The sequence below is a fragment of the Bacteroidota bacterium genome (genome assembly GCA_034723125.1).
Classification (GTDB): domain Bacteria; phylum Bacteroidota; class Bacteroidia; order CAILMK01; family JAAYUY01; genus JAYEOP01.
Genome location: JAYEOP010000135.1, coordinates 1 through 4,092 on the forward strand (window position 1 = coordinate 1; position 4,092 = coordinate 4,092).

A 4,092-nucleotide genomic window follows, 5' to 3' on the forward strand; every position below is an offset into this window, starting at 1 on the left:
ATATTTATGATGATTATTTGAAAAATCTGAAAAAAAGTATTGAAGACAAAAATATTGAAACATTAAGCAAGTATGCATTAAAATTTGAAGGTGCTTTAAATGCTTTATTTGCAATCGAATCCAAAAAGTTTGCTTATAAATTAAAGATGAAAGGCAGAAGAAATGATACAGAAGGAATTGATGAGTTATTTATTAAATTCAAGGAAGCAGTTGAAAAATTTAATAATGAATTAAAGGTATTTGTTGATAATTTGTAAAAATTTAAAATAATAAAAAATATGAGTGAAGAAATTTTTGATAAAAAGGCGTTTGATAAAACTTATGAATCCCTTGGGAAGGATGCGATAAAGGATGTAATTGATTCATATTTTAATGTTTATGATGAGCTTTTTGGAAATGTAGAAAAAAGCGTGAAAGATGGTGACTTTAAAAAACTGAAATTTTTTGCAAATAAAATGAAGGGTTCTTTGTTTACATTGTTTGGAAAGAAACCTGCAAATATTGCTGAGGAATTATTAAAAAAAGGCATAAATAATAATTCGGAAGGAATTAATGAATTATTTGATGAATTTAAAAAATTAGTATTGCAATATAATATTGAGTTAAAGGAATATGTAGATGAATTGTAAAAATTACATTCCATAAGACAAAAAAACCTGTTCAGCAAAAGTACTGAACAGGTTTTTTTTTATTAAAATAATTAGAAGTTTATTACATAGTCATTTTCCATTTTCCATCAACTTTTTTAAGCTTGTATTTTTCAGTATCATCACTATCATCACCGTACACAATTTTCATTTCTACTTTTGCACTTTCTCCGTCTTCTGCAATTTCTTCACTGATAATCTCCATTGATTTGATTCCCTTTTTTTGTTCTAATGCTGTTACTGACATTTGAAGAAGACCTGTTATTTTTGCATTTTCTTCATCAGTCATTTCTTTATCACCTGTGTAAAGATCATCAATAGCTTTGTCAATATTTCCTTTGTCAAGGTTTGTCATTACGCTTTTGATAACATCCCCCGGAGCATTTCCACCACCGCCACCACATGACATAGCTGTAAATAATAGTATCGTTGTTAAGATACTTAAAATTGATTTGAATTTTTTCATAATATTATATTTATTTAGTTAAAAAAATGTTAATCTGATGAATATAGTAATTTGATATAATTGCTGTTTAGGAGTGAGCCTGGCATTATCATTGGCTTACGAAATCCAGGGAAATTCACTTCATCAAACTTACCTCTTATTAAGTCAATACCTGCTATTTTGTATGCTTTCCAAACAAGTTCTGTGCAAAATAAGTTTTCAGTTTTTATATCATAATTGTTATCGAAAATAAGTTTCTTTTTATAGTAAATTTCAGCAGTTTCTGAGGCTTGCTTACCTTTTTCTAAAGAAGAATTTTTGAGACGGCAAATAGCATATCTTGATGCTTTCTTTTGAGTTAAAAATCCAGTGATTTTTTCCATTTTTACATAATCGGGCTTTCCTTTTGATTCTCCCGGAACAACATGAATTACAAAAGGTTGCTTGTTTCTCTTATAAATTATTCCAACATGAGAATAATGTGAACTTTTATCATTAGCTAATACAAAATAACTCGCAAGGCTTCTGCCACGCCTGAATATTAAATCCCCATTTTGTAAAACAATTTCTTCATTAATTGATAGTATTTCTTTCTTATGGGTAAATGAACTTATAAATAAAAATGAAAAAAATATTAAACTAATAAAACAAATTAACCCTAATAACATTTTTAGGTTACTTAGCTTACTAAGGATATTTTTTTTATTTTTTCTCAATTTAATTAGTTGGTTGTATTTAATTAAAAAAATTAACTCTACAAAAGTATATAAAAAAAATTAAATGATACATTTTTTTTAAAAAAATTATTGGAAGTCCTATAAATTATATTTTAAAATTTAATTTTATTCGCATTAAATATTCATCTTTGTTTCTTAAAAGAAATGTATTTATAGAACGCCCCTAAACTGAAAAAGTGAAAATCAAGAGCAAAAAAAATGAAAGATATTACAATTGGAATTGATATAGGTGGTACAAATACCGCTTTTGGCTTTGTTGAAAAAAATGGAAATTGTATTGAACAAGGAAAAATGCTAACTAATCAAAGTAGTGAAGCTGAATTGTTTGTTAAAGAATTATATTTGAAAATCAATGAAGTTAAAAGTTCAATTGCTGAGAATATTAATATTAAAGGAATTGGGATAGGGGCTCCAAATGGAAATTATTACAATGGAACAATTGAGAATGCTCCTAATTTAAAATGGGAAGGAACTATTAATTTAGTAAATATTTTTAAAAACTATTTTAATCTACCTGTGGTTCTTACAAATGATGCAAATGCAGCGGCAATGGGAGAAATGTATTTTGGTGGAGCAAAAGGAATGAAAAATTTTATTGTCATTACAATAGGAACAGGACTCGGAAGTGGAATTGTTGTTGACGGTAAGGTTGTTTACGGTCATGATGGATTTGCAGGTGAAATCGGTCATACAATAGTTAGAGTTAATGGACGAAAATGTGGCTGTGGAAGAAGAGGTTGCCTTGAAACCTATGTTTCAGCTACAGGAATAAAAAGAACATTATTAAATCTTCTTGCTGATGCTAACCAAAAGAGTATTCTTGATGGTGTTACAATAAAAAATCTTTCGGCAAAAATGATTGATGAAGCGGCTTTAAAAGGTGATGAAGTTGCTATGGAAGCTTTTTCTTATACAGGAAAAATTTTGGGTGAAGCTCTTGCAAATGCAGTTGCATACACAAGTCCCGAAGCTATATTTTTATTCGGTGGTATTGCTCAAGCAGATGATTTAATTTTAAAACCTACTATAATTAATATGGAAAAAAATGTTTTAGATATTTATAAAGGCAAAGTAAAAGTACAACTTTCGGCACTTAACGAAAATGATGCTGCTATTTTGGGAGCAAGTGCTTTGGCTTGGGAAGAATTAGATAAATAAATTTGAAAACTTAAATAATTATTTGTTTAAATTTTCAATTATTTCTTAAGTTGTATTTTTTTCGTATATTTGATTTTTGAACAATCGTTAAAAAAATAGCTTTTAGTTTTAAAGACATAAAAAAAATAATTATGAAAAAGTTTTCTATTATTCATTATTTCGTGTTTTTGATATTTTTAATTTCGTTTTTTATAAAATTTAATACTTACGGGCAATCGGCAGGAGATATTGCTTTTATCGGTTGGAATTCTGATGGAGATGAAGATATTTTATTTGTAACCTTTGTTGATATTTCTGCAGGAACAAAAATTTATTTTAGGGATGAGGAATATGATAATGGCTGGGCTTCAAGTACAGGTGAAGGAACAATTAGTTGGACTGCACCTTCAGGTGGAATTTCTGCAGGGACTGTCGTTCAGATTTATGATTGTGCTGTGTCAGATCCAGCAGTTCCTACGTCTTCAGTAGGTACTATGTCTAAAGATAATGCAGGTTTTAATATAAAAAATGATAATGATGCTGTTTATGCTTATACTGCAAATGGCGGTTATAATACTGGACCATTTACTTTCTTGGCTGCCTTTATTAATAGAGCAGCAGGTTATGATACTACTTCTTATGGAGTACTTATGGGAACTAACTTAACTGATAATACTGATGCATGGTCGTGGGGAAGTGATGATAATTGGAAATATGACAGGTCTGTAACAAGCGGTAGTGTTTCAACAATTAAAACTGCATTGCAAAGCTCTGCAAATTGGAATTCTCAGAATAGTCCTAATTATACTTTCAGCACATCTGCTTTTGATATTATTGATAATTTTGAACTTGAATTTGATGGTACTAATGATTATGTTGATATTGGTACAGGACCAACTATTGTTAAAACAGTTGAGTTTTGGGTAAATCCTGCAACGACAACTGAGGATTGTATTGATTTAAATGGTTCTGAATATATTGAGATTAGCTCAGGAACTCTTACAGCAAACGGATTTACAAGTCCAACGATTTATGTAAATGGGGCAGTTTCAACTTCTGTATCGGCAAGTGTTTGGCAACATGTTGCAGTTACAACTACTACGCTAATTAATGCAAGTGATTTGGA

6 protein-coding genes are annotated in these 4,092 nt (G+C 29.3%); 4 read left to right on the forward strand and 2 right to left on the reverse strand.

The window, feature by feature from the left end; all coding sequences use genetic code 11:
- Window positions 1-257 (forward strand): hypothetical protein (locus U9R42_04095; protein MEA3495198.1); only part of this gene is annotated, 257 nt, incomplete at its 5' end.
- 21 nt (window positions 258-278) lie between these two features.
- Window positions 279-629 carry a hypothetical protein gene (locus U9R42_04100; GenBank protein MEA3495199.1) on the forward strand — a complete coding sequence of 117 codons (351 nt, stop codon included), beginning with the start codon at window positions 279-281 and terminating at the stop codon, window positions 627-629.
- Between the two features lie 82 nt (window positions 630-711).
- Here U9R42_04100 and U9R42_04105 read toward each other — a convergent pair whose 3' ends face one another.
- Complete coding sequence (locus U9R42_04105; GenBank protein ID MEA3495200.1) at window positions 712-1,113, reverse strand: DUF4878 domain-containing protein; 402 nt, start codon at window positions 1,111-1,113, stop codon at window positions 712-714.
- A gap of 29 nt (window positions 1,114-1,142) precedes the next feature.
- Window positions 1,143-1,760 (reverse strand): YiiX/YebB-like N1pC/P60 family cysteine hydrolase, encoded by a 618-nt coding sequence (locus tag U9R42_04110; protein ID MEA3495201.1) that lies wholly within the window; start codon window positions 1,758-1,760, stop codon window positions 1,143-1,145.
- A gap of 267 nt (window positions 1,761-2,027) precedes the next feature.
- Between U9R42_04110 and U9R42_04115 the strand changes: the two genes are divergently transcribed.
- Together U9R42_04115 and U9R42_04120 are read left to right on the forward strand one after the other, a co-directional pair.
- Window positions 2,028-2,987 (forward strand): ROK family protein, encoded by a 960-nt coding sequence (locus tag U9R42_04115; protein ID MEA3495202.1) that lies wholly within the window; start codon window positions 2,028-2,030, stop codon window positions 2,985-2,987.
- A gap of 131 nt (window positions 2,988-3,118) precedes the next feature.
- Window positions 3,119-4,092, forward strand: a 974-nt coding sequence (locus U9R42_04120) for a hypothetical protein (protein ID MEA3495203.1), incomplete at its 3' end; no start/stop codon positions are given.

Bases quoted from the DNA above. Each gene is read 5' to 3' on its own strand.
- U9R42_04100 (MEA3495199.1), top strand. From the start codon at position 279: ATGAGTGAAGAAATTTTTGATAAAAAGGCGTTTGATAAAACTTATGAA.
- U9R42_04105 (MEA3495200.1), bottom strand. From the start codon at position 1,113: ATGAAAAAATTCAAATCAATTTTAAGTATCTTAACAACGATACTATTA.
- U9R42_04110 (MEA3495201.1), bottom strand. From the start codon at position 1,760: ATGTTATTAGGGTTAATTTGTTTTATTAGTTTAATATTTTTTTCATTT.
- U9R42_04115 (MEA3495202.1), top strand. From the start codon at position 2,028: ATGAAAGATATTACAATTGGAATTGATATAGGTGGTACAAATACCGCT.